This is a genomic window from Oerskovia merdavium, from assembly GCF_014836755.1.
Taxonomy (GTDB): Bacteria; Actinomycetota; Actinomycetes; order Actinomycetales; family Cellulomonadaceae; genus Oerskovia; species Oerskovia merdavium.
On the sequence record NZ_JACSQF010000006.1, the window covers coordinates 109,740 to 133,449 of the forward strand.

23 protein-coding genes and 1 riboswitch are annotated in these 23,710 nt (G+C 72.1%); of the genes, 5 read left to right on the forward strand and 18 right to left on the reverse strand.

The window, feature by feature from the left end:
- Positions 1-128 precede the first annotated feature (128 nt).
- The 3 genes from H9641_RS07560 (at position 129) to H9641_RS07570 (ending at position 3,151) form a co-directional block, all read left to right on the forward strand.
- On the forward strand, positions 129-467 hold the full coding sequence (locus H9641_RS07560; RefSeq protein WP_191802462.1) for a hypothetical protein: 339 nt from the start codon (positions 129-131) through the stop codon (positions 465-467).
- A 199-nt stretch (positions 468-666) separates the two neighbouring features.
- Positions 667-1,815 (forward strand): tyrosine-type recombinase/integrase, encoded by a 1,149-nt coding sequence (locus H9641_RS07565; RefSeq protein ID WP_191802464.1) that lies wholly within the window; start codon positions 667-669, stop codon positions 1,813-1,815.
- Positions 1,816-1,897: 82 nt separating this feature from the next.
- Positions 1,898-3,151 carry a phospholipase D-like domain-containing protein gene (locus tag H9641_RS07570; RefSeq protein ID WP_318244442.1) on the forward strand — a complete coding sequence of 418 codons (1,254 nt, stop codon included), beginning with the start codon at positions 1,898-1,900 and terminating at the stop codon, positions 3,149-3,151.
- Between the two features lie 296 nt (positions 3,152-3,447).
- Here H9641_RS07570 and H9641_RS07575 read toward each other — a convergent pair whose 3' ends face one another.
- The 11 genes from H9641_RS07575 to H9641_RS07625 form a co-directional block, all read right to left on the reverse strand.
- Positions 3,448-3,600, reverse strand: coding sequence for a hypothetical protein (locus H9641_RS07575; RefSeq protein WP_191802466.1), 153 nt, complete (start codon positions 3,598-3,600; stop codon positions 3,448-3,450).
- Positions 3,597-4,277 carry an MBL fold metallo-hydrolase gene (locus tag H9641_RS07580; RefSeq protein ID WP_191802468.1) on the reverse strand — a complete coding sequence of 227 codons (681 nt, stop codon included), beginning with the start codon at positions 4,275-4,277 and terminating at the stop codon, positions 3,597-3,599. Before H9641_RS07580 ends, H9641_RS07575 begins: the two co-directional genes overlap by 4 nt.
- Positions 4,278-4,470: 193 nt before the next feature.
- Positions 4,471-7,869, reverse strand: a complete 3,399-nt coding sequence (locus H9641_RS07585) for a pyruvate carboxylase (protein WP_191802607.1) — start codon at positions 7,867-7,869, stop codon at positions 4,471-4,473.
- A 243-nt stretch (positions 7,870-8,112) separates the two neighbouring features.
- Entirely contained in the window at positions 8,113-8,706 is a 594-nt protein-coding gene (locus tag H9641_RS07590; RefSeq protein ID WP_191802470.1) for a MerR family transcriptional regulator, read from the reverse strand.
- A gap of 208 nt (positions 8,707-8,914) precedes the next feature.
- Positions 8,915-9,445, reverse strand: coding sequence for a bifunctional nuclease family protein (locus tag H9641_RS07595; protein ID WP_318244443.1), 531 nt, complete (start codon positions 9,443-9,445; stop codon positions 8,915-8,917).
- A 114-nt stretch (positions 9,446-9,559) separates the two neighbouring features.
- Entirely contained in the window at positions 9,560-10,228 is a 669-nt protein-coding gene (gene ftsR, locus H9641_RS07600; RefSeq protein ID WP_191802473.1) for a transcriptional regulator FtsR, read from the reverse strand.
- 137 nt (positions 10,229-10,365) lie between these two features.
- A complete protein-coding gene (locus tag H9641_RS07605) occupies positions 10,366-10,857 on the reverse strand; it encodes an FHA domain-containing protein (protein WP_191802475.1) in 492 nt (163 codons plus the stop codon).
- Between the two features lie 184 nt (positions 10,858-11,041).
- Positions 11,042-12,334, reverse strand: a complete 1,293-nt coding sequence (locus H9641_RS07610) for a DUF881 domain-containing protein (RefSeq protein WP_191802477.1) — start codon at positions 12,332-12,334, stop codon at positions 11,042-11,044.
- Positions 12,335-12,342: 8 nt separating this feature from the next.
- Positions 12,343-12,675 carry a small basic family protein gene (locus H9641_RS07615; RefSeq protein WP_056651935.1) on the reverse strand — a complete coding sequence of 111 codons (333 nt, stop codon included), beginning with the start codon at positions 12,673-12,675 and terminating at the stop codon, positions 12,343-12,345.
- Positions 12,672-13,604, reverse strand: coding sequence for a DUF881 domain-containing protein (locus tag H9641_RS07620; RefSeq protein ID WP_191802480.1), 933 nt, complete (start codon positions 13,602-13,604; stop codon positions 12,672-12,674). The genes H9641_RS07615 and H9641_RS07620 overlap by 4 nt, the downstream gene beginning before the upstream one ends.
- Positions 13,601-14,206: a CDP-alcohol phosphatidyltransferase family protein gene (locus tag H9641_RS07625; protein ID WP_318244444.1), complete on the reverse strand. Its 606-nt coding sequence runs from the start codon at positions 14,204-14,206 to the stop codon at positions 13,601-13,603. Before H9641_RS07625 ends, H9641_RS07620 begins: the two co-directional genes overlap by 4 nt.
- A gap of 482 nt (positions 14,207-14,688) precedes the next feature.
- Between H9641_RS07625 and H9641_RS07630 the strand changes: the two genes are divergently transcribed.
- Complete coding sequence (locus tag H9641_RS07630) at positions 14,689-16,611, forward strand: DEAD/DEAH box helicase (protein ID WP_191802484.1); 1,923 nt, start codon at positions 14,689-14,691, stop codon at positions 16,609-16,611.
- Between the two features lie 162 nt (positions 16,612-16,773).
- On the opposite strand, the gene H9641_RS07635 is transcribed toward H9641_RS07630, so the two are convergent.
- Complete coding sequence (locus H9641_RS07635; RefSeq protein ID WP_318244445.1) at positions 16,774-17,253, reverse strand: PH domain-containing protein; 480 nt, start codon at positions 17,251-17,253, stop codon at positions 16,774-16,776.
- A gap of 112 nt (positions 17,254-17,365) precedes the next feature.
- Between H9641_RS07635 and H9641_RS07640 the strand changes: the two genes are divergently transcribed.
- Positions 17,366-17,899, forward strand: coding sequence for a GNAT family N-acetyltransferase (locus tag H9641_RS07640; protein ID WP_191802486.1), 534 nt, complete (start codon positions 17,366-17,368; stop codon positions 17,897-17,899).
- Between the two features lie 181 nt (positions 17,900-18,080).
- Here the strand turns inward: H9641_RS07640 and hisG are convergent, their stop codons facing one another.
- The 6 genes from hisG to ribD all read right to left on the reverse strand — a co-directional run bounded on the left by hisG (position 18,081) and on the right by ribD (position 23,374).
- Positions 18,081-18,935, reverse strand: a complete 855-nt coding sequence (gene hisG, locus H9641_RS07645; RefSeq protein ID WP_191802488.1) for an ATP phosphoribosyltransferase — start codon at positions 18,933-18,935, stop codon at positions 18,081-18,083.
- 196 nt (positions 18,936-19,131) lie between these two features.
- Positions 19,132-19,395, reverse strand: coding sequence for a phosphoribosyl-ATP diphosphatase (locus H9641_RS07650; protein WP_056651951.1), 264 nt, complete (start codon positions 19,393-19,395; stop codon positions 19,132-19,134).
- 130 nt (positions 19,396-19,525) lie between these two features.
- Positions 19,526-19,993, reverse strand: coding sequence for a 6,7-dimethyl-8-ribityllumazine synthase (ribH, locus tag H9641_RS07655; RefSeq protein WP_191802490.1), 468 nt, complete (start codon positions 19,991-19,993; stop codon positions 19,526-19,528).
- A complete protein-coding gene (gene ribB / locus H9641_RS07660; RefSeq protein WP_318244456.1) occupies positions 19,990-21,357 on the reverse strand; it encodes a 3,4-dihydroxy-2-butanone-4-phosphate synthase in 1,368 nt (455 codons plus the stop codon). Before ribB ends, ribH begins: the two co-directional genes overlap by 4 nt.
- Before the next feature lie 86 nt (positions 21,358-21,443).
- Positions 21,444-22,118, reverse strand: coding sequence for a riboflavin synthase (locus H9641_RS07665; protein ID WP_191802495.1), 675 nt, complete (start codon positions 22,116-22,118; stop codon positions 21,444-21,446).
- Complete coding sequence (gene ribD, locus H9641_RS07670) at positions 22,118-23,374, reverse strand: bifunctional diaminohydroxyphosphoribosylaminopyrimidine deaminase/5-amino-6-(5-phosphoribosylamino)uracil reductase RibD (protein WP_225220137.1); 1,257 nt, start codon at positions 23,372-23,374, stop codon at positions 22,118-22,120. Before ribD ends, H9641_RS07665 begins: the two co-directional genes overlap by 1 nt.
- Before the next feature lie 115 nt (positions 23,375-23,489).
- A riboswitch (FMN riboswitch) is annotated at positions 23,490-23,615 on the reverse strand.
- Positions 23,616-23,710: the final 95 nt, after the last annotated feature.

Genomic DNA, 23,710 nt, shown 5'->3' on the forward strand with positions numbered 1-23,710 from the left:
GCGACCACGCACAGTACGACTGGATCGAGCCTCGCCGGGCGCACGGCGTGCATCAGGATCGGACGCGGCGGACTCTCTCCTTCGCAAGGGCGTCGAGCAGCGGCGCGCAGCAGCCTCTGGAGTCGACGATGAGCTCAGGACCGTTCGCGGCCGCGCAGTCCGACAGGCCGACCGTCGTCGAGCCGGCGCCGTCACCCAGGAGCTCGCCGGCGCCGACCGGCCGTCGGCTTGCGGTCCACGGCGCGCGCGCGACCCTCGTGGCGCTGCTCCTGGTGACGACGCTCGGCGTGGCGGTGCTCGCGGCTGCGCTCGCCTCGATCGTCGCGGTCCTCACGGCCCCCTGGTGGATCTACCGGTTGTGGCTCCGCCCTGCGCTCGACCGGTCCCCCTCGAGTGCGGGCGCCCTCCTGGACGTTCGGCCCGGGCGGGACGGCGACGCGCCCCTCGCTGCGTCGTCGGGCATCTGAGGGCGTAGCTGCCCGCACCTCTTTCGCGATGGCACTGCTGGGGGTACTCTCTTAGATAAGGACATACAGGACAAACCATTGTGTTTGTCACAACACCATGCTCTGAGGGGCGAACGGGAGGACCGGTCCCCTCCAGCGTGTCAGTGGCGCCCCCTATGCTCCGGATGTCCGATGTCATCCCGTTCCCAGGAGTCGCACGGTGGTCGCCCCTCCCCGCCTACGTCGTGTCACGGTCGCCGAGGCAGTCGCCACGTACCTGTCGTCGGTGTCCGCGGAGACCGTCAGGGGTGTCCTCTCCCCCACGACCCAGCGCAACTACGAGCGCGACCTCCGAGAGCTCTCCTCCCTCGCCGGACCGGAGACGATCCTCGACGACATCACGGGCGACGACATCGACGACTTCCTCCTGCGCTACCAGATCACACCCGACGGCCGGTACGCCGATCCCCGGACCAAGCCCGACGGCCCCGGGAGGTCCGCCGCGACCGTGAACCGGTTCCGGCAGTCGATCTCCCGCTTCTTCACGCACGCGGCACGCGACGGCTGGGTCCAGGCCGACCCGATGCAGTGGGCCTCTCCCCCGGCCAGGCTCCGCGGCGGGCTGCGTGTCGCCCGGACCGCACTGTCCGCGACGGCCGCGCAGTCGCTGCTCGTGACGGCGAGCACCAAGCCGCGCACGGGCGACGCCGCGTCGCCGCTGCGCACCGCGTCCGGCGTGACGGCACCGCGCGTCGACCACGACCTCGCCCTGCGAGACCGCCTCATCATCGCGCTCCTGCTCATCCTCGGTCCGAGGGTCTCCGAGGTCGCTCGCGCGGACATCGACGACTTCGTCCGCGAACCGGACCAGACCCGCTGGCGGATCAAGGGCAAGGGCGGGGCCGTCCGCACGGTCAGCCTGTCCGAGCCGCTGTCGCGCGCTCTCGAGGAGTACCTCGCCGGCCTGCGCCCCCAGCTGCTCAGCCGGCGGCCCGGCGACCCTGATGCGACCCGTGCCCTCCTCCTCACCTGGCGAGGCCGGCGCATCGACGCGCAGGCGATCCGCGCACTCCTCAACCGGTGCATCGCCCGCATGCCCGACGAGTACCGACGGGCCGCGACCCCTCACGCCCTGCGACACACGACCGCGACGCTCCTCGTAGCCCAGGGATGGGACGTCAAGGTCATAGCCGAGCTGCTGGGGCACGCGTCGATCGCGACGACAGGCGTCTACCTCGACCGCATCGAGGGCGAGCTGGCCGCAGCGATCCGGTCGCACCCGCTCTCGACCGGGCTGCCTGCGGAGATGGGGAGCGAACCGCCAGCCGAAACAGACAGAGCGGGTGAAATCGGCACCCGGCAGCCCTGACAGCGCGAGGGTCGCGGCCGGTCCGGCCGACGTCACCCTTTTTCTCCGGGTGCTCCCGGCCTCCTGAGGCTACGGTGAGCAGGTGCGCCCCTCGAAGACCTCTCCCGTCCAGCTCGCCCGAACGGTGATGGCCCGTGCGGCAGTTCTCACGATCGCCGTCCCCATGACCGTGGCCACGGGGCTCGTGATCGCCGATGCGATCCGCAAGCGCCGGGTCACGGACCCCAGCAGGTTCCCCCGTTCGGCTCCCGCCGAAGGACGGATCGGCGAGACGTCGACCACGATCTTCACCTACGGGGACGACCTCTACCGAGAGATGCTCGCCGCCATCCGCGGCGCCAAGCGTCGCATCATGCTCGAGACGTACATCTGGAAGGGCGACGAGCTCGGCCAGGAGTTCAAGGACGCCCTCGTCGAGGCCACCGAGCGCGGCGTCGAGGTCTTCGTGATCTACGACGGCTTCGCGAACCTCGTGGTCCCGCGGGAGTTCCTGACGTTCCCCTCCCCCATCCACGTCATCCGGTATCCCGTCTTCCGTCCCGGTGTCCTGGTGCTCAACGTCCGCAAGTCCGGGCGAGACCACCGCAAGATCCTCGTGGTCGACGACGAGATCGGCTTCGTCGGCGGGTACAACATCGGCGCGGTGTACGCGACACAGTGGCGAGACACGCACATCCGGCTCGACGGCCCGTCGGCCTGGGAGCTGCGCAACGCGTTCGTCGACTTCTGGAACTCCAACCGCAAGTCCCACCAGCCGCCGCTCGAGGACCCGGGCTCGCGCCTGTGGCTCCCCGAGCTCCGCGCGGCGCGCAACGCCCCCGCGCACCTCGTCTTCCCGATCCGCGGCATCTACCTGGATGCGATCGACCGGGCCTCGGACCACATCTACATCACCCAGGCGTACTTCATCCCCGACCGGGAGATCCTCGACGCGCTGCTCATGGCTGCACAACGCGGCGTCGACGTCCGTGTCCTGGTGCCCGAGCGCTCCAACCACGTCGTGGCCGACTGGCTCTCGCGCGGGCTCTACACCACGCTCCTGCGGGGTGGGGTCACGATCTGGCTCTACAAGGAAGCCATGGTCCACGCCAAGACCGCGACGATCGACGGCCGCTGGACGACCATCGGCACCGCCAACATCGACCGCCTCAGCCTGACGGGCAACTACGAGGTCAACCTCGAGATCGTCGACGCGGGCATCGCTGGACAGATGGAGAAGGTGTTCGACTTCGACCTCAGCAACTGCCGCGAGCTGACGCTGACGGAGTGGTCGAGCAGGTCGCTCGCGGCCAAGCTCGGAGAGGTCGCACTGACCCCGCTCCGCCCGCTGCTGTAGAGCCAGGTCACGAGGACAGCGAGCAGCAGAGAGTTCAGGGCACGTCCAGCACGATCATGGGGATGCTCAGTCGGCAGGCGGCCCGGTCGCTGAATCCGTGCTCCAGCTCGTACTCGCACTCACTGCAGGTCGCATCCGAGGCGGCGACGGCTTCTGGGTGCTCGCCCCACGGGTGGTGGCAAGCCTCGCACAGACGCTCCAGGGCTTGTCGGCGTGCACGCTTCGCCGACCGGGTGCCGCCCCCGGTGCGGGCGTCACGTGTTCGCATCTCGCCAGACTACCGACCGGAGATTCCCCTACTCCCTCGTGGCGTCCGCGATCTCCTCCTCGGGGCGCGGCGGGACGGTCTCGTCGATCTCGATGACGGGTACCTCGTCGAACTCGGGGTGCTCGCGCAGGAGCTCCTGCGCGACGGCTTCTGGGTCGCGGTGGGCCTGCTGCTCGGTCATGGTCGGCTCCTCGGGGTGACGTCGAGGTGCTGTCCCACCTCGAGCGGACGGTAGTCGTAGGTCCCGCCGGTGCGCCCCACCCCGAACAGGCGGTGGACCAGGCCGAGCCCGGCGGACGAGAGGATTGCGTCGTGGATCGGCACCACGGTCCACGGGTCCAGCGCCCGGACGAAGTCGATGCCTTCCGACACCTTCATCCACGGCGCCGACACCGGTGCGAGCAGCACGTCGAGACGCCGGTCCGTCAGCGGTGGGACGAGCGAGTCACCCGGGTGGTAGACGCTCGCACCGCCCGCCGAGAACAGGTACGTGACGTTCGAGACCCGCGGGATGTCGGGATGGATCACCGCGTGCTGACCGCCTCCGACCAGCACGGCGAAGGGCCCCAGGTCGAGCACGTCACCCGGTTCGACGACCCGGTACCTCTCGCCGTCGGGGACCTCCCCCAGCAGGTCGAAAGCCGCCTGCGGACCGATCATCACCAGGTCCGGGCGTTCGTCGAGGGCCTTGCCGACCGCCGCGACGTCGAGGTGGTCCGGGTGCGCGTGCGTCACGAGGAGCGTCCCGGGGTCGGCGAGCGCGGCCGACGTGTCGGCGAACGTCCCGGGATCGACAGTGAGCGTGGTTCCTTCGTGGCTGAGTGCGACGCAGGAGTGTCCGTGGAACGTGAGGCGCATGAGCCTTCCTTCGACTGGGAGCTGCTGCTTCAAGTGTGCCGTGCGCGGCCGCGTGCGGCGCGAGGTGGCTCGGACGCGGCCGCGGCCCGCGCTCCCGCGGGAGCTCCGTCGTCGGGCTCCCGCTTCTCCGACGACGACGCGGGCCGGTGCGGGAGCGTGACGCTCCCCCACCGGCCCGCGGCCGACCTCCGGATCAGACGACGACCAGGACCAGGTCCCCGCCCTCGAGCTGCTGGACCGCACCGATCGCGACGCGCTGCACCGTGCCCCCGACGGGCGTCGTGATCGCGGCCTCCATCTTCATGGCTTCGACCGTCGCGACGGTCTGCCCGGCCTCGACCACCTCGCCCTCGTGGACCACGGGCGTCACAGCGCCGGCGAACGGCGCGGCGATCTGCCCGGGCGATCCGGGGTCGGCCTTCTCCGCCAACGACGAGTCGACCTCGATCGACCGGTCGCGCACCTGGAGCGGGCGCAGCTGACCGTTGAGAGTGAACATCACGGTCCGGCGACCGCGCTCGTCGGGCTCGCCGACCGCCTCGAGCCCCACCAGGAGCTTGACGCCGCGGCCGAGCGAGACCTCGACCTCCTCGCCGGGCGTCAGGCCGTACAGGTACGCCTGCGTACCCAGCACCGACACGTCGCCGAACGCGGCCCGTGACGCCTCGTACTCCTTGGTCGGGCCGGCGAAGAGCAGGTGGTTGAGCCGGTTGCGGCGCGCGTCCGAGTCCCCGTCGAGGTCCGCCTGGTCCTCGACCGTGAGGGGCGTGACCGCGTTGCGCACGACCCGGCCCGCGAGAGCCTTGCTGCGGAACGGCTCGGGCCACCCGCCGGGCGGGTCGCCCAGCTCGCCGCCCAGGAACGCGATGACCGAGTCCGGGATGTCGTAGTCCTGAGGGTTCTCGGCGAAGTCGGCCGGGTCTGCGCCGCGCGCCACGAGCTGCAGCGCCAGGTCGCCCACGACCTTGGACGACGGGGTCACCTTCACGAGCCGGCCGAGGATGCGGTCGGCCGCGGCATACGTCGCCTCGATCTGCTCGAACCGGTCCCCCAGGCCGAGCGCGATGGCCTGCTGGCGCAGGTTCGAGAGCTGGCCGCCGGGGATCTCGTGCTCGTACACGCGCCCCGTCGGGCTCGACAGCCCCGACTCGAACGGCGCGTAGAGGCGGCGCACGGCCTCCCAGTAGGGCTCGAGGTCGCACACCGCACGCAGCGAGACGCCCGTGTCGCGCTCGGTGTGCTCGAGGCCCGCGACCAGGGCGGACATCGAGGGCTGGCTCGTGGTGCCCGCCATCGCGGCGCTCGCGACGTCCACGGCGTCGACGCCCGCGGCGACCGCTGCCATGAGGGTCGCCATCTGCCCGCCCGAGGTGTCGTGCGTGTGCAGGTGCACGGGCAGGTCGAAGCGCTCCCGGAGGGCCGTGACGAGGCGAGCGGCAGCCGCAGGACGCAGCAGGCCGGCCATGTCCTTGATCGCCAGGACGTGCGCCCCGGCGTCGACGATGCGGTCGGCGAGCTCGAGGTAGTAGTCGAGCGTGTACAGGGACTCGGCCGGGTCGAGCAGGTTGCCCGTGTAGCACAGGGCGACCTCGGCGACCGCGGTCCCCGTCGCTCGCACCGCGTCGATCGCGGGGCGCATCTGCTCGACGTCGTTGAGGGCGTCGAAGATGCGGAAGATGTCGACCCCGGTGGCCGCGGCCTCGCGGACGAACGCCTCGGTGACCTCGGTGGGGTACGGCGTGTAGCCCACGGTGTTGCGGCCGCGCAGGAGCATCTGCAGCGCGACGTTGGGCATCGCCTCGCGCAGTGCCGCGAGCCGGGCCCACGGGTCCTCGCCGAGGAAACGCAGCGCGACGTCGTACGTCGCCCCGCCCCACGCCTCGACCGACAGGAGCTGCGGTGTCGTGCGCGCCACGTAGGGGGCGACCGTGACCAGGTCGTGCGTGCGGACGCGCGTCGCGAGCAGCGACTGGTGGGCGTCACGGAACGTCGTGTCGGTGACCTTGACCGCGGTCTCGGCGCGCAGCGCGCGGGCGAAGCCCTCGGGGCCCAGCTCCAGGAGCTGCTGACGGCTGCCGGGGACAGGAGCGACCGACAGGTCGACCGCAGGGAGCTTGGCGGCGGGGTCGATCCCGCCGGGGCCCGTCCCGTGCGGACGGTTGACCGTCACGTCGCCCAGGTAGCTCAGGAGCTTGGTGCCACGGTCCGCGCTCTCGCGCGCAGCGAGCAGCTCGGGGCGCTCGTCGATGAACGACGTCGACAGGTTGCCCGCGATGAACTCCGCGTCCGACAGGACGGCCTGCAGGAACGGGATGTTGGTACGGATGCCGCGGATGCGGAACTCCGCAAGGGCGCGTCGTGCGCGCCGGACGGCCGTCGGGTAGTCCCGCCCGCGGCACGTGAGCTTGACCAGCATCGAGTCGAAGTGGCCCGAGATCTCCGACCCGGCGGTCGCCGTCGCGCCGTCGAGCCGCACGCCGGCGCCGCCGGGCGAGCGGTAGGCCACGATCCGGCCCGTGTCGGGACGGAAACCGTTCGCGGGGTCCTCGGTCGTGATCCGCGACTGAAGAGCCGCGCCGTTGACGTGGACGTCCTCCTGACGGATCCCCAGGTCCTCGAGCGACTCCCCCGCGGCGATGCGCATCTGCGAGGAGACCAGGTCGATGTCCGTGACCTCCTCGGTCACGGTGTGCTCGACCTGGATCCGGGGGTTCATCTCGATGAAGACGTGCTGCCCCGCACGCTCCCCCACGGTGTCGAGCAGGAACTCGACCGTCCCGGCGTTCTGGTACCCGATCGACCGCGCGAACTTCACGGCGTCGGCGCACAGCGCTTCGCGGACCGCGGGGTCCAGGTTGGGCGCGGGCGCGATCTCGATGACCTTCTGGTGGCGCCGCTGGACCGAGCAGTCACGTTCGTAGAGGTGCACGACGTTGCCCTGGCCGTCGGCCAGGATCTGCACCTCGATGTGCCGTGGGCGCAGGACGGCCTGCTCGAGGAACATGGTCGGGTCGCCGAACGCGCCGTCGGCCTCGCGCATCGCGGCGGCCAGCGCCTCGGGCAGGTCCTCACGGCGGTCGACGCGGCGCATGCCGCGCCCGCCACCGCCCGCGACGGCCTTGGCGAAGATGGGGAAGCCGATCTCGTCGGCGGCCGCGATGAGCTCGTCGATGTCCGACGACGGCTCGCTCGACGCCAGGACCGGGATCCCGGCCTCGCGCGCTGCCTTGAGCGCCCGGACCTTGTTGCCCGCGAGCTCGAGGACCTCGGCGGGCGGTCCGACGAACGTGATGCCCGCGTCCTTGCAGGCCCGGGCCAGGTCCGGGTTCTCCGAGAGGAAGCCGTAGCCGGGGTAGATCGCATCGGCGCCCGCGTCCTTGGCGACGCGCACGATCTCCTCGATGTCGAGGTACGCCCGGACGGGGTGACCTTCCTCGCCGATCCGGTACGCCTCGTCGGCCTTCAGCCGGTGCTCGGAGTTTCGATCCTCGTAGGGGAAGACGGCCACCGTCCGGGAGCCGAGCTCGTACGCAGCGCGAAACGCCCGGACCGCGATCTCCGCGCGGTTGGCGACCAGAACTTTCGAGAACACCAAGTACCCCATCCGTCATCGTGGGTCGGGTACGGGACCGTCGCGAGAAGAGGTCCACGCACCCGCTCGTCACGGGTGTCGCTCCGGCGTGCGCCGGGACACCCACAGGCGATCTTCGCACGGCTTCTTCACGGTTCGGGCACCAGGACGTCGCGAGCGGCCGCGAATGTGGCCTGCGACACGGGCGAGCCCCGCCCTGCGGAGGCAGGACGGGGCTCGTCGGAGGGTGTGAGCGACCTGGGTTCAGCCCGCTGTTCGTGCCCGACGGCGCAGCGCCAGCTCGTCCTGCGTAGGACTGCTGGGGGCGTCCTCGGTGTCCGCGAGGGACTCGGTCGGCATCTCGCTGAGCGTGCCCTCGACCTCGCGCCAGACCCGGCCGACCGCGATGCCGAAGACACCCTGCCCACCTTGGACGAGGTCGACGACCTCGTCCGGCGAGGTGCACTCGTAGACGCTCGCACCGTCGCTCATGAGCGTGATCTGCGCGAGGTCCTCGACTCCGCGCTCGCGCAGGTGGTCGACCGCGGTGCGGATCTGCTGCAAGGAGACCCCGGTGTCCAGGAGTCGCTTGACGATCTTGAGGACGAGGATGTCGCGGAAGCCGTAGAGACGGTGGGTGCCCGAACCGCTGGCGGGACGGACCGTCGGCTCGACGAGCCCCGTGCGCGCCCAGTAGTCGAGCTGGCGATAGGTGATGCCGGCGACACGGCAGGCCGTCGGCCCGCGGTACCCGGTGTTCGTGTCGTGCTCGGTGATGTCCTCACCGAACAGCAGGCCCTGTGCCGCATGGGGAACGGGAGCACCCGGCTCCGCGCTGGCTCCACCGCTGCTGTTCACTGTGCCTCCAAGGGTGATGTGGACTCCACGCTAGGCCCGTGACCGGAGGCCGTCAACGACTGAGCCTCCGAAGTCCGGGCGTGTCGCAGGTGACCGGGAGGCCCTGGAGGCCTCCCCTGGCCCGGCGAACCCTTCCCAGACCTCAGGTCGAGATTGAGTGTCCAAAATAGACGCTTGTGCGCCTATTGTCTCAGGTAAAGCCTGAATGTCACGCGTCCCTTTCGGGGGTTTCGGGCGTTTCCCCTTCCTCGGGTGGACCGAAGTCCTCGGGCGTCACGTGATCCAGGAAATCGCGGAACCGCTCCATCTCCCGTTGCTGCTCGCCGTCGACGAGCTCGACGCCCGCGAGTGCCACGATCTCCGCCGAGCACAGCACGGGGCTCCCGGTCCGCACCGCGACGGCGATCGCGTCCGACGCTCGCGCGTCCACGCGCACCCCTGTTCCCAGCACCATCTCGGCGTAGAAGATCCCGTCGTCGAGGGCCACGATCTCGACACGCGTGAGCTCGACGTCGAGCGCGTCCAGGACGTTCCTCAGGAGGTCGTGCGTCATGGGCCGCGGCGCGCTCAGGTGGGCCTGGGCCATCGCGATCGCGCTCGCCTCCCGTGGCCCGATGATGATCGGCACCACGAGCTCGGCCGCCGGGTCGAGAAGGAGGACGACGATCTCTTGACCCACGCCCTGCTGCTGGCGCACGCCGAGGACCTCCACGGGGACCATCGGCACCTTGTCGCTCACGTCTCCACCGTACGACGCGTGGCCCGCTCCGTCAGGAGCAGGACCGTGCTGCGTCCGCGAAGCACCGCGCCCCCGGTACGTGGGTACGTACCGGGGGCGCAGGTGAACTGTGCCTCAGTTCGTGAGGTCGCCCACTCCCTGGCGGACCCAGACGGTGTGCAGCTTGGCGAAGAGCTCGCCGACCTCGCCGGCCAGAGCGCTGGCGTGAGCGCGGGCCGAGGCGCTCTGCTGGCTACGCCACGGCGCGACGACCTGCTCGACCAGACCGACGTGCCGATCGGCCGACGTGCGCAGGAGACGCAGGTGGCGCGGCTCGATACCGTACTCGGACAGCGCGGCCGCGAGCTGGACGACCTCGAGCGACCAGGCGTCCAGCTGCCCACCGGGGGCCTGACGAAGCACGCCCGCGGAGATGAGCGCCTCGACGAGAGAGACGTCCACCTCGGCGGTCGAGGCCAGGCTCGCGACGGTGTACTTCTGCCGCGTCTGCGCGCGCTCGGGCTCGCCCCCGCTCGTGGCGAGCCGGGGTGCGGGGTTCTCCACGACGTCGCCCTCGTCGAGGGCGGCCAGGTTCTCCTTGATGACCTTGAGTGGGAGGTAGCGGTCCCGCTGCTCGAGCAGCACGTACCGCAGGCGCTCGACGTCGGCCGGGCTGTACTGCCGGTAGCCGGACGGGGTCCGCTCAGGATCGATCAGCCCCTGCTCCTCGAGAAAGCGCAGCTTGGAGTGACTGACCCCTGGGAACTCCGTGCGCAGAGCGCGCAGCACGTCCGAGATACGCATGGTCGCGCGCCGCGAGATCCCGTGAGGCCATCTCTCGGTGGAGTCCTCGGCCTCGTGGTCCGCCAGGGCTCGTGCGGCGTGCGCACCGGCCCCGCCGAACCGGTCGTCGTGTCCCCAGGGGGAACGTGCCGGTTGGTTCACGGGTGCTCTGCCGCGCCTTCCGCCGGGCCCGCGGGCCCGTCCAGGACCGGGCTGGCGTAGAAAGTCATGCGGTACTTGCCGATCTGGACCTCGTCCCCGGTCACCAGGCCCACCGCGTCCACGCGGTTACGGTTCACGTAGGTCCCGTTGAGGGAGCCGATGTCACGCACGACGAACTGTCCGCCCTCACGCACGAACTCGGCGTGCTTGCGCGAGACCGTGACGTCGTCGAGGAAGATGTCAGCGTGCTCGCTACGGCCCGCGACGACCCGGTCGGCGTCCAGCAGGAAGCGCGAGCCGACGGCGGGTCCCCGCTGCATGACGAGCAGCGCAGAATGGCGCGGCAGTGCCGAGATGGCGGTCTGTTCCTCAGCAGTGAGGCTGCCCGGCTGCAGGCCGTCGTCGATCGGAAGCTCGATTCGTCCGAACGTGACGGTCGTATCGCTGCCTCCCCGGCGCGGCTCCGCAGATTCACCTGGAGTGGTCATCTCGCCTCCTCGGGAGTTTTTACGCATTCAGAGCAAAATACCTTGGGGGGAAGTTACTACACCTACCGGTCTCCCGGGTACAGGGAACGCGGCGAGGCGGAGGAATGCCGCCCAACGCGACCAACCTACCCCGACGGACGGGTCCGAGAGAAGAATCCGTGCACGTCAGGAGGCATGACGAGGGTCAGCTGCCGTCCTCGGCGGGGACCGGCGTCGCGAACTGCGGAGCCTGCGGCTCACGCGTCGCGTCGACGGTCACGAGCTCCTTCTGGGTGATCGTCGGCACGGCACCGGCGGTCCGGACCGTGGCCATGGCCCCGCCGGGGATCTCGAGGGCCGTCTCGAGCGTCGACGGGTCGCCGATCACCTTCCACCGGTACGGCGAGGTGATCTTCTGGCCGTCGACGACGATCCCCCCGTCCCTGTCCTCGAAGTAGCTGCTCGTGACGAGACGGACGCCGTTGACCTCGATGACCTCGGCTCCTGCGTTGCGCAGCTCCTCGAGGATGTTGAACAGCTTGGGGGCCGTGAGCGGCTGGCCGGGCTCGACGATCGACAGCTCGATCCCCGTTCCCTCCGCCGGCAGGCGGCCCGAGAGGATCCCTTGCGACTCGGACTGCTTCTGCGCGAGCTCGAGAGCTGCCTGCTGCTGCCCCGAACCCGACTTGAGCTCGTCCCGTGTCGACTGGAGCGTCGCGACCCGCTCCTCGAGCTCGTTCGCGCGCTGCGTGACCTCGTCGAGGAGGCGCACGAGGTCGCTCTGGCGCAGCGACGAGAGCTGCTGCTCCTGCGTCTGGCTCACCTGGACGGCGAGCGCGAAGCCGAGGAGCGCGCACAGCAGACCTGCGAGCAGCTTGGAGCGGGTGAGCTGGGGACGCATCGCGTGCCCGAGCTTGGACCATCCCCCAGACGAGCCGGCAGAAGGCGTCGCCGCCGCCTCGTGGCGACCGTGCGGCGTCGGGCGTGGGTGCGGCGGGGACTGCGGCTCCGCCGCGTCGTCCTGCCCGACGGCGTGCTCACCGCCGGGCGCTGGGACGTCCGCGGGCTCGCTGGTCGTCCCGGGCGGGGCGGCGGAGACCGCCTCGACGGCACCCGTGACCGCCGGCGGCCCGTAGCGAGCCTGCACGACGGCCTCGGTGACCGGCTCGGGCGTCGAGGCCGTCGCGGCGGGGGCGGCGTCGGGAAGGCGGCCCGTGGCGCCGGGGTCGTCGGACGCGCCGTCTGCGCGACCGTCGACCTGACCGTCGGACGAGACGGGCGGCTCCGGGGCCTCGGGCTCCACGCCGGCCTCGTGCGGTGCTGCGTCGCCGGGCTCGACCTCCTCGACGCCGTCGGGTGCGTCAGAGGTCTCGGCTTCGTCCGTGGACGGGACGGGGACGGGCTCGGGCGTCGCTGCGACGGCACCTTCGGGCGAGATGTCTTCGACCGAGGAGTCCTCGGGCAGCGGGGCGTCGTCGGGCGTCGGGTTCTTCGCCATCGCGGGTCCTAGGCCTTGAACAGGTGCCGGCGGATGGCGGCGGCGTTGGAGAAGATGCGGATGCCGAGGACGACGACGACACCGGTCGAGAGCTGCGTGCCCACGCCGAGCTGGTCGCCGAGGAAGACGATGAGCGCTGCCACGACGACGTTGGACAGGAACGAGACGAGGAAGACCTTGTCGTCGAACAGTCCGTCGAGCATGGCGCGCAGGCCGCCGAAGAGAGCGTCGAGCGCGGCGACCACCGCGATGGGCAGGTAGGGCTGGAGCGCTACGGGCACGGTGGGCTGGAGCACGAGCCCCGCCACGACGCCCAGGACCAGTCCGACGACTGCGATCATTCCGTGCTCTCCTGCTCTGCGGGTGAACTGTCGGTGCCCGTGGGCTCGTCGCCCCCGGTTGCGGTGGAGTCTACGGCGTACGCGTAGTAGAGGCGCTGCACCCCGTTGCCGGGCAGCGAGAGCTTGCTCTGCGCGACGCGGCTCTGCTGGATGCCCCAGGCCTGGCTGATGGTCATCAGGTAGTCCTGCGCGGCAGACCGGGCGAACGCGGTCTCGAGGGTGTCCGGATCCCCGATCGCCTCGACGCGGTACGGGCCGATCAGCGGCTGGAGGTCCACGAGGATCGCCTCGCCCGCGCTGCGCACGGCGCTGAGGGGGGTCAGGCGCTGGCCGTTGATCGCGATCGCTTCCGCCCCCGAGGCCCAGAGGCCGTTGACGACGTGCTGGAGGTCCATGTCCTGGACCTTCTTCTGGAACGAGTCCTCGTCGGACGCCCCGAGCCCTGCCGGCGCGTCCTTGAGCGTCACGACGATCCCCGGCCCCGTCACCGCGATCGAACCGTTGGTCACGCCGTCGACCTTGAGGGACTCCAGGAGGGCAGGGTCGACGTCGGAGAGCGCGACGTTCTGGAGGGCCTCGGTCTCCTCGCTCAGTGCCGTGGCACGTGCGGTGAGCTCGTCGACGGTCTCGCGACGATCGGTGATCTCGTCCTCGAGAACCTGCCGGGCGGCGATCGCCGATCCCTGGGGAGCCCTGAGGTCGACCGTGGCCGTCGTCGTGACGAAGCCGAGCAGGATGCCCAGCGTCACGACGAGGAGCCAGGCGCGGGGGCCCTTCGACTGCTCCTGGCCGCTCGCGCGGCGCGCGGCGGCCTCGGCGTAGCCGGGGTCGAGCGGGCGGTCCATGACCTCGGTCAGCAAGGTCATCGATGCGTCGACCCGTGGGGGGCGGCGGGTCGCGGGCGCGTCGTTGCGGGGGGCGTTGGTCATCCTGCGGCCGTGTCCTGAGGGTCGGGGCGGTGGCTGGGGGCGAGGAGCTGTCGGGTCTGGCGGACGTACTGGAACCCGGCGAGCCAGTAGAGGCCGACGCCCCACCAGGTGAACGCCCAGCCGATGATCGACGCCGTGGCGCCCAGTGCGCCCGGGCTCTCGGCGAGCAGGAGCAGGGGGAAGGCGTAGAGCAGCGCGAACGTGGCGGCCTTGCCGACGAAGCTCACGGGCAGCGGGCCGTACCCGTGCCGCGTGAGCGCCGGCAGCAGAGCCAGCAGCGTCAGGTCCCGGGCCACGATGACGAGCACGAGCCACAAGGGAACGACGTCGCGCCAGGCGAGGCCGAGGAGCGTCACGAAGATGAAGAGCCGGTCGGCTGCCGGGTCGAGCATCTGCCCGAGCTTGGTGACCTGGTTCAGGCGGCGCGCGAGGACGCCGTCGAGCCAGTCCGACGCCCCGGAGATCGCCAGGACCGCGAGCGCCCAGGCGTCGTCGCCGCGGACGATGAGGACGGCGAAGAGGGGGACGAGGGCGAGTCGGAGGAAGCTGATGGCGTTGGGGATGGTGAGGATGCGTGAGCTGACCTCTTGCCCTGCTGCCACGCCCACCGTCCGTTGCTCACTGCGTCTTGCGCATCGCTTGTCCGTCTTCATCCTACGGGTGGTCATCCTAGGGGCGTGGGGGCTGTTTGGTGGGGCATTTGAGGGGCTGCTCGGGGTGTTCTTCCGGGTTTGACCTGTTTTGTGTGGGACGTGGTGTGTGCGACAGCGGCGTTGCGGAACTTGGTTCGCGCGCGGGCCGTTGTGTGTGTGCTGGTTCGCGTGCGCCCGGGCGGGTTCTGGGGTGTCCGGGGGCCTTGTGGTGGAGGTCACCGGGGCTCGGCACCCTGCGGGGGACGGGTGTCGCGTAGACTGGCAGCACAATCTGGAGTTCGTCGCTGTTCCCGCGTGTTCGTGTGAGTGTGGCCCGCCGCTTTGCTGAGCGGGCGAGTCACCGGTGTGTGTTCGGGAGTGCGGCCAGTGGAGAGCCGACTTGGCAACCACGCGTAACTCCCACCCTCAGCGAAACGGTTGAACACATCTCTATGTCTCTTGACACCTCTGCGCCCTCGTACGCCTCGGACCAGGTCGACTCCGCCCAGACGCCGGCTCCTGCCGAGCAGTCGGGCCCCACGTTCGCGGACCTCGGTCTGCCCACGAACATCCTCCAGGCCGTGACGGACCTGGGCTTCACCGTTCCTTCCGCCATCCAGGAGCGGGCGATCCCCGCGCTGCTCTCGGGGCGTGACATCACGGGCGTCGCCCAGACCGGTACGGGCAAGACGGCCGCGTTCGGTCTGCCGATGCTGGCTGCGATCGACCCGAACCTGGGCCGGGTCCAGGGTCTGGTCCTGGCTCCGACGCGTGAGCTCGCGATGCAGGTCGCCGAGGCCATCGAGAGCTTCGCCAAGCACGTGCCGGGCATCGAGGTCGTCGCGGTCTACGGCGGCTCGCCGTACCAGCCTCAGCAGCGTGCGCTGCAGCGTGGCGCCCAGATCGTCGTCGGGACCCCCGGCCGTGTGATGGACCACCTGGAGCGTCGCAGCCTCGTGCTCGACGACATCCGTTACCTGGTCCTGGACGAGGCCGACGAGATGCTGCGCATGGGCTTCGCCGAGGACGTCGAGAAGATCTTCGGTCAGGCTCCGCGCGAGCGTCAGGTCGCCCTGTTCTCCGCGACCATGCCGGCCCCGATCCGTCGCGTGGCCGCCCAGCACCTGAACGACCCGGTCGAGATCGCGGTCACCCGCCAGTCCTCGACGGTGACCTCGGTGCGTCAGACGTACTCGGTCGTGCCGTTCCGTCACAAGACCGGTGCCCTGGTGCGCGTGCTCGCGACGTCGGACGCGGACGCGGCGATCGTGTTCACCCGTACCCGTGGCGCGGCCGAGGAGGTCGGTTCGGCTCTCGTCGAGCGCGGCATCTCGGCGGCCACGATCTCGGGTGACGTGGCGCAGAAGGACCGCGAGAAGATCGTCGAGCGTCTGCGCTCGGGCGCCCTGGACGTGCTGGTCGCGACGGACGTCGCGGCGCGCGGCCTGGACGTGGACCGTATCGGCCTGGTCGTGAACTTCGACCTGCCGGGTGAGCCTGAGGCCTACGTGCACCGCATCGGTCGTACGGGCCGTGCCGGTCGTACGGGCGAGGCCCTGAGCTTCGTGACGCCGGGCGAGCGCAACCGCCTGAAGTTCATCGAGAAGACGATCCGCGCGACGCTCGAAGAGGTCGACGTGCCCTCCCCCGCGGACGTCTCCGCGCACAAGGCGCGCCGCATCCTCGGTCAGGTCGCCGAGCGTCAGGCCGCCGGCCGTCTGTCGATGTACCGCGACCTCGTCGCGGCGTACGTCGCTGAGTCGGACGTGGACCCGATCGACCTGGCTGCCGTCCTGGTGGCCCTGTCGGTCGGCGACGACGGCCCCAAGGCCCGCGAGGAGCAGGAGCTCTTCGAGGCGCAGCGCGCCGAGGCCAAGAACGCCCGCCGTGAGCGCGAGTCGCGCCCCTACGGCGACCGTGACTCGCGCGGTCCGCGCGAGGGTGGTCGTGGCGGCGAGCGTGGCATCCGCCGCGACGTCGTCGGTACCCGCTACCGCCTGGCCGTCGGCCACACGCACGGCGCTCAGCCGTCCGGCATCGTCGGCGCCCTGACGAACGAGGGTGGCCTCAACGGCAAGGACCTCGGCAAGATCGACATCTTCCCGAGCTTCTCCCTCGTGGACATCGCGACCCCGCTCGACTCGGCGACGATTGACCGCATCTCGCGGGCGCGTGTCGCGGGCAAGTCGCTGCGCATCCAGGTCGACCAGGGCGCGCCCCAGGGCAGCCGCGCACCGCGCGCCGGTGGCTCCGCTCCCCGTTCGGGCGGCTACTCGGGCGGTCACTCGGGCCACGGCCCGGCCGGTCGCTACGACGAGCGTCCCGAGCGTGGCGGCGAGCGCAAGGCTCCCCGCTACCGCACGGGTGAGCGCTGATCGATCGCCCGGCCTGACCTCAGGCCGCTGAGCACGAACGTGAGGGCCCCGGGACCGCAAGGTCCCGGGGCCCTCACGCGTTCCGGGGCGGCGCGGGTCAGGTGCGCAGGTTTCGGGAGGTAGGCGGAGACCGGACGGGCAGGAGTGCCCGACGGCGCCGCGTCAGCCCTCGGGCGCCTCCCCCAGGGCCTGGACGAGAGCCGCGAGGCGGGCGGCCTCGTTCTCGCTGCGACGCGCCCCGTCCGCGCGCTGGATGCCCATGACCGCGAGCGCCTTGCCGTCGGAGAGGTCCAGGCGCACCCAGGGGTCGCCGGGGCCGAAACGTACCGAGAGGACCTCTGCCCATTCCAGGCGGCGGGTGACGACGATGTTGTGGACGGTGAGCCGTTCGGGGGTCACGGTGGCCCGGACCTGGCCCAGGCGCCACAGGATGAGCGCGCAGAAGGCCCCGACCCCGATCGTGGCGGCCTTGTTCCACCCGGAGTCGGTCCCGGGGCCGGTCGCGACGAGGGCGACGAACGTGCACCCGGCGAGGATCACGACGGCGGCCGTGTACGCCACGGCGGTGCCCCAGCGGGGCCGGAAGGGGGCGTAGGGGTCGCCGGACAGGTCCCCGGGCGGTGGTGCGACGTAGCTGCTCACGTCTTCATCCTCCCCCGTGCGCGGGGCCGGGTCGACGGCCCGGGTGCTGCGGACCTCGTCCGCCCTGTGACCGCGTCGCGGGGCGTGGCCTGCGGGTGAGGGACGATGGGTCGTGCCCACCACCCGTGCCCTGCGTCTCGACGACGCCGCCGCCCTGGCCGACCTCCTGCGCACCAACCGGGAGTTCCTGGCCCCGTTCGAGCCCGAGCGACCCGAGGAGTGGTTCACGCTCGCGGGTCAGCGCGCGAGCGTCGCCGCGGCCCTGGCGCAGGAGCTCGCGGGGAGCGTCGTGGCCCGGGTGGTCGTGGACGAGGGCGGGCAGGTCGCCGGCTGGATCATCGCGTCGGGGATCGTGCGGGGCGCCCTGCGCTCGTGCGCCCTGGGGTACTGGGTGGACGAGGCGCGCAACGGGCGGGGTCTGGCGACCGCGGCCGTGGGCGAGATGGTCGACCACGCGTTCGGGCCGCTGGGCCTGCACCGGGTGCAGGCGGAGACCCTCGTGCACAACGTCGCGTCCCAGCGGGTGCTCGAGCGCAACGGGTTCACCCGGTACGGTCTGGCCCCCGGCTACCTGCGTATCGCGGGCCGCTGGCAGGACCATGCCATGTTCCAGGTGCTGGCGAGCGACGAGCGCCCGGGGCGCTGAGGTACCGCGCGCGGTCGGCGGGCACGATCGGCCGCCGACCCGTGGATCCCGTGCCGGGGACGCGCTCGCGCCGGGGGCGTCGTCGGGCAGGCTGCCGGGGACCGGGGACGACGCTGCCCGGTGCCCCCCTGCGCAAGCGGGGGTCACCGGGCAGCGTCACCGGACGGGGCGGCCCGTGGGCTCAGAGGCGGCAGGCGTGGATCGAGGTGACCAGGATCGCGCGCGCCCCGACCTCGTAGAGGGCGTCCATGAGCTTGTTCGTCTGGTCGCGGCGCACCATGGCGCGCACGGCCGCCCAGTCGCGGTCGTGCAGCGGGGAGACCGTCGGGGACTCCAGGCCGGGCGTCAGGGCCACCGCGGCCTCGACGAGGTGCGCGGGCACGTCGTAGTCCATCAGGACGTACTGACGGGCCGTGAGGACGCCCAGCAGGCGGCGCGTGAGCGTCTCCAGGCCCGCGGAGACCGCGTCGTCGCCCACCGAGGCCGGGCGGATCAGGACGGCCTCGGACTTCAGGATCGGGTCGCCGAAGACCTCCAGGCCCGCCCCGCGCAGGGTCGTTCCCGTGGACACGACGTCCGCGACGACGTCGGCGATGCCGAGCTGGACCGCGGACTCGACCGCACCGTCCAGGTGCACGACCGAGGCCGTGACCCCGTTGGCGCGCAGGTGGTTCTCCACCAGGACCTCGTAGGACGTGGCCACGCGCAGGCCCTCGACCTGGTCGAGGGACGTGATGGTGCCCACGGGGGACGCGTACCGGAACGTGGAGCCCGCGAAGCCCAGCTGCATGTGCTCGACGGCCGCCGCCCCCGAGTCGAGGAGCAGGTCGCGGCCCGTGATGCCGGCGTCGACCGTGCCCGTGCCCACGTACACCGCGATGTCACGCGGGCGCAGGAAGAAGAACTCGACGTCGTTGTCCGGGTCCGCGAGCACGAGCTCACGGGTGTCGCGACGCTGGCGGTAGCCGGCCTCACGAAGCATGTCGACGGCGGGCTCGGACAGGGAGCCCTTGTTGGGAACGGCGATGCGGAGCACGAGATCCTCGCGTTTCTTGGGGAGTTCGGGGAACGGGGCGGTCAGGACGACCGATCACCCGGTCGGCGCGCCCGCGACGGCGGGAACGCAGGGACGGACGGTGGACGACTACTGCGGACGACGGACATGCGTGAGGGAAGCGACCCGGGTGCCTGGGCCCCCGTGCGCCTCCCCCTGGACCCGGACCTGGCCGGGCTCACAGATGCTTGTACACGTCCTGCAGGGTCAGGCCCTTGGCCAGGAGCAGCACCTGCACGTGGTACAGGAGCTGGGAGACCTCCTCGGCCGTCTTGTCGTCACCCTCGTACTCGGCCGCCATCCACACCTCGGCGGCCTCCTCGACGATCTTCTTCCCGATCGCATGGACACCGGCATCCAGCTCCGCAACCGTGCCGGAACCGGCGGGTCGGGTGGTGGCCTTCTCGGTGAGCTCGGCGAACAGCCCTTCGAACGTCTTCACCCGACCAGGGTAGTCGCCCCGTGACCGGCGGGCCCAACCGTCCCGCCCACCGGTCACCCGTCGTCCCCACCCTCTCGCCCGCCCTGACGACGAGGGGCGACGTCAGGACGGGCGACAGGCGCAGGAGACGTCAGAGGTCGCGCAGCGCCACGACCGTCGCGATGGCCGCCTCGACGGCCTCGGCCCCCTTGTCCTCGCGCGAGCCCGGCAACCCCGCACGGTCCAGCGCCTGCTGCTCGTCGTCGCACGTGAGGACCCCGAAGCCCACCGGGACCCCCGTGCGCACCGAGACGTCCGTCAGGCCCGTGGTCGCGGCCGAGCACACGTACTCGAAGTGCGGGGTACCCCCACGGATCACGACGCCGAGCGCGATCACCGCGTCCGTGCCGCGCTCGGCCGCCCGCGCCGCGGCCACGGGCAGCTCGAACGAGCCCGGGACGCGGATCTCCTTGACGTGCATGACGTTCGCGGCCGCGAGCGCCCGGCGGGCCCCCGCGAGGAGGCCGTCCATGACCTCGGTGTGCCAGCTGGCGGCGACCACGGTGATCCGTAGCCCGGTGCCGTCGACGGTGATCTGGGGTGCTCCTGCGCCGCTCATCGGTCGCTCTCCTCGGTGGTGGTGGGTGTGGTGGGGTCGGTCGGGACGGGCCCGGTGCCCTGCTCGGGCGTGATCTCCAGGGTGTCCAGGAGGTGGCCCATCGCGACCTTCTTGGTCATGAGGTACCCGTGGTTGTGCTCGCCGTGCCCGACCTCGAGCCGGTGGGCGTCCACGACGTCGATGCCGTGCGCGGCCAGGCCGGTGACCTTGGCCGGGTTGTTCGTCAGCAGCGTGACGCGGTCCAGGCCCAGGTCGGTCAGGATCGCGGCCGCAGCCCCGTACTCGCGCCGGTCCACGGGCCAGCCGAGCTCGAGGTTGGCCTGGACGGTGTCGAAGCCCGCGTCCTGGAGCTCGTAGGCGCCGATCTTGGCGAGCAGGCCGATCCCGCGGCCCTCGTGCCCGCGCAGGTACACCACGGCCCCGCCCTGGGCGGCCACGCGCTCCATGGAGGCCTGCAGCTGGGGGCCGCAGTCGCAGCGCAGCGACCCGAACGCGTCCCCGGTCAGGCACTCCGAGTGCACGCGCACGAGCGGCGCGACGACCGTCGCGCCCGGAGCCGGGTCGAGGGCGCCCCCTCCCCCGGCGGGCACGGCCACCGGCACCAGGGCCACGTGCTCGGCCCCCGTGCGCAGGTCGCGGTAGCCGTGGACGCGGAAGTGCCCGTGCGCGGTGGGCAGGTCCGCGACGCTCGTGGCCTGCACGCGCGGCGCGGACGACGGCCCGGCCTCGTGCTCGGGCACGACGGGGTCGTGCTCGCGGCGCCAGGCGATGAGGTCCGCGATGGTGATCAGGACCAGGCCCGCCTCCTGCGCGGCGTGCGCGGCGTCGTCGAGCCGCATCATGGTGCCGTCGTCGTTGACGAGCTCGGCGATGCCCCCGACCTCCCCCGCCCCGGCCAGGCGCACCAGGTCCACCGCGGCCTCGGTGTGCCCGGCACGGTGCAGCACCCCGCCGGGCACGGCGCGCAGGGGCAGGACGTGCCCGGGGCGGATGAGGTCGCCCGAGCCCGAGGCCGGGTCGGCCAGGACGTGCAGGGTCCGGGCACGGTCGGCCGCGGAGATGCCCGTGGTCACTCCCGTGGCGGCGTCGACCGTGACCGTGTACGCCGTGCGCCGCGGGTCCTGGCTGTGCGGGACCATGAGCGGCAGGTCCAGGGCGTCGGCGCGCGCGGCCGGCATGGGCGCGCACAGGTAGCCCGAGGAGTGGCGGATCGTCCACGCGACCCACTCGGGGGTCACGGTGCGGGCCGCGAAGATCACGTCGGCCTCGTTCTCACGGTCCGGGGAGTCCGCGACCAGGACGGGTCGCCCCGCGCGGATCGCGTCCAGCGCCTCCTCGATCGTGCCGGTGCGCACGGGGTCCACGTGCGGGGCCGAGGAGGGGCCGGTCGCGGCGGAGGTGGCAGGGTCGACGGGGCCCTGGCTGCCCGGGACGGTGTTCATGGCGGTGCTCATTCCTGTGCTGCGCTCGTACCGAGCAGGTCGGTGGAGGTCGTCGTGCCCGGGGCGCCGGACGCGTGGGTCCCGCGAGCGCCCAGCAGGCGCTCGACGTACTTGGCGATCACGTCGACCTCGAGGTTGACCCGGTCCCCGGGCACGAGCGAGCCGAGGATCGTGGCCTCGAGCGTCGTGGGGATCAGGGAGACGCCGAACGTGGTCTCGTCCACGTGCGTCACGGTCAGGGAGACGCCGCTGACCGTGATCGAGCCCTTCTCCGCGACGTAGCGGGTCAGGCCGGCGGGCGCGGACAGGACCAGGTCGTCCCACCGCTCGCCCGGCGTGCGGCGCACGAGCTCGCCGACGCCGTCGACGTGGCCCTGGACGATGTGCCCGCCCAGGCGCGTGTCGGCGCGCACGGCCCGCTCGAGGTTCACGGGCGAGCCCGCGACCAGGTCACCGAGCGCGGTGCGGCGCAACGACTCGGGCATCACGTCGGCCGTGAACGTGCCGTCCTGTCCCACGCCCGTGACGGTCAGGCACACGCCGTTGACGGCGATCGAGTCGCCCAGGTGCGCGTCCGAGGTGGCGAGGGGGCCGTGCACGGTCAGGACCGCGTCGGACTCCTGGCCGCCCGGGAACGCGATCTCGCGGACCGTACCGATCTCTTCGACGATTCCGGTGAACATCAGCTCTCCTGTTCGGGGGTGGTGCTGGGGACGGTGGTCAGGGGGTGGGCGGAGGGCGAGGCGCGGGCCACGACCAGGACGTCCGCGCCCAGGCGGCGCACGTCGTGCGTGACGAAGCGCGGGGCGCCCGCGAGCGTGGTCACGCCCAGGTCGCCCACCGCGCCCAGGCCCGCGCCCAGCAGGACCGGCGCGAGGTAGGCGTGGATCTCGTCGACGGCCCCGGCCGCGAGGAACGCGGTCGCCAGGCCGGGGCCGCCCTCGACCAGGACGTGGCGGGCCTCGCGCCCGGCGAGCTCGGCCAGGACCGCGCGGACGTCGCGCGTGCGCAGGTGCAGCACGGGGCCGCCGCCGTCGGCGGTCCAGGACCCTCCTGGCGCGAGCCGCACGTGCGGCGGGAGGTCACGGAGCCCGACGACGACCCGCACCGGCTGATGCCCCGCAAGCCCGGGCTCCAGCCCGACCACCCCACCAGCGACGCGCACCGGCCGGTGCCCCGCGAGCCCCGCCTCGTGCTCGCCCTCGGCGGCCCCACCCGGTGCCGGCACGGGGGTGCGCGCCGTGAGCGACGGGTCGTCGGCCAGGACCGTCCCGGTGCCCACGAGGATCGCGTCGACCTGTGCCCGCACCCGGTGGGCGTGCTCGCGCGCGGCCGGTCCGGTGATCCACTGCGAGGTGCCGTCCGCCGCGGCGACCCGCCCGTCCAGGGTCGTGGCGAGCTTGAGGGTCACGTACGGGCTCCCCCGGCGCACGGCCACCAGCCACGGGCCGAGCAGGCGCTCGCCCTCGGCCTCGCGCAGCCCCGCGGCGACGCGCACCCCGGCCGCGCGCAGGCGCTCGCCGCCGCCGGTCGCGACGGGGTTCGGGTCTCCCACGGCGTACACGACCTCCGCCACGCCCGCGTCCAGCAGCGCCTGCGCGCACGGCCCGGTGCGTCCGGTGTGGTTGCAGGGCTCGAGCGTCACCACGGCCGTCGCGCCGCGTACGTCCACGCCACGCTCGCGGGCGTCGGCCAGGGCCGCGGCCTCGGCGTGCGGGCTGCCCGCGCCCCGGTGGAAGCCCTCGGCGAGCACCGCCCGGGGTGCGTCGTCCACGGGGCCGGGAGCGGCGGCGTCGGGCAGGGAGTCCAGCGGGCGGGGCGCGGGTCCCAGCAGGACGGCGCCCACGCGCGGGTTGGGGCCGTGCGCGGGGCCGCGCGCGGCCAGCTCGAGCGCGCGCACCATCGCGGCGTCGATCGTCAGGGTGGGCCTGGCGCCCATGCGTCCTCCTCCCGGTGAGCACGATGCTCCGGGGTGAGGGGTCGGCGACGCCACGGGGACCACTGAGGGTCCACGGACGTCACGACACCACGGCACAGGGCTCCGCCCCGCGCCGCCACGTACTTCCTCCCATCCGGACTTTCACCGTCGGTCCTGGAGTTCCACCAGGTCAACCACGCCGAGGCGTGGGTCGCGGACTGTCACCGCCGGCTCGGAATTACACCGACCCCGGAGCACGTGTGTGCGTACTGCTCATGCGCTCGAGCCCGGACCCCGCCCACCGAAGGTGCGCACCGGGCCCGGCTTCTCGTCTCCACCCAGCATGCCACACCGGCG

Coding starts and splice junctions, on each gene's coding strand:
- H9641_RS07560 (WP_191802462.1), top strand. CDS start 129: ATGAGCTCAGGACCGTTCGCGGCCGCGCAGTCCGACAGGCCGACCGTC.
- H9641_RS07575 (WP_191802466.1), bottom strand. CDS start 3,600: ATGACCGAGCAGCAGGCCCACCGCGACCCAGAAGCCGTCGCGCAGGAG.
- H9641_RS07580 (WP_191802468.1), bottom strand. CDS start 4,277: ATGCGCCTCACGTTCCACGGACACTCCTGCGTCGCACTCAGCCACGAA.
- ftsR (WP_191802473.1), bottom strand. CDS start 10,228: ATGCGTATCTCGGACGTGCTGCGCGCTCTGCGCACGGAGTTCCCAGGG.
- H9641_RS07605 (WP_191802475.1), bottom strand. CDS start 10,857: ATGACCACTCCAGGTGAATCTGCGGAGCCGCGCCGGGGAGGCAGCGAT.
- H9641_RS07610 (WP_191802477.1), bottom strand. CDS start 12,334: ATGGCGAAGAACCCGACGCCCGACGACGCCCCGCTGCCCGAGGACTCC.
- H9641_RS07615 (WP_056651935.1), bottom strand. CDS start 12,675: ATGATCGCAGTCGTCGGACTGGTCCTGGGCGTCGTGGCGGGGCTCGTG.
- H9641_RS07620 (WP_191802480.1), bottom strand. CDS start 13,604: ATGACCAACGCCCCCCGCAACGACGCGCCCGCGACCCGCCGCCCCCCA.
- H9641_RS07630 (WP_191802484.1), top strand. CDS start 14,689: ATGTCTCTTGACACCTCTGCGCCCTCGTACGCCTCGGACCAGGTCGAC.
- ribH (WP_191802490.1), bottom strand. CDS start 19,993: ATGAGCGGCGCAGGAGCACCCCAGATCACCGTCGACGGCACCGGGCTA.
- H9641_RS07665 (WP_191802495.1), bottom strand. CDS start 22,118: ATGTTCACCGGAATCGTCGAAGAGATCGGTACGGTCCGCGAGATCGCG.
- ribD (WP_225220137.1), bottom strand. CDS start 23,374: ATGGGCGCCAGGCCCACCCTGACGATCGACGCCGCGATGGTGCGCGCG.